This window comes from Limosilactobacillus sp. DJ3M12 (genome assembly GCF_947381695.1).
Classification (GTDB): domain Bacteria; phylum Bacillota; class Bacilli; order Lactobacillales; family Lactobacillaceae; genus Limosilactobacillus; species Limosilactobacillus kinnaridis.
In genome coordinates this window covers 1-215 of sequence record NZ_CANCWY010000083.1, presented here as the reverse complement: position 1 = coordinate 215, position 215 = coordinate 1, and the positions used below count along the sequence as shown (strand labels likewise).

The 215-nt window shown below is 41.4% G+C and carries 1 protein-coding gene; it reads right to left on the bottom strand.

Annotation, left to right across the window (positions count from 1 at the left end):
• A partial coding sequence (locus tag QOS06_RS10810; protein WP_283596072.1) for an IS66 family transposase occupies positions 1-215 on the bottom strand: 215 nt, incomplete at both ends.

Genomic DNA, 215 nt, shown 5'->3' with positions numbered 1-215 from the left:
TATAGTAGACGGCGTTCGCCTTGGCACCTTCTTCGGTTTTTGCGAATAGACAATTCTTTCGAATTAGTGTTGATGGCCGAATACTTTGCTCAACTGAATTGTTGCTTAACGGTAATTGTCCATTTTTTTCAAATACATGATACACTCGTGATTTTAACTGGATGGCGTTCTGAATTGCCTTACGCAACTGTCCAATCGGCTGGCTAATCTGGCTA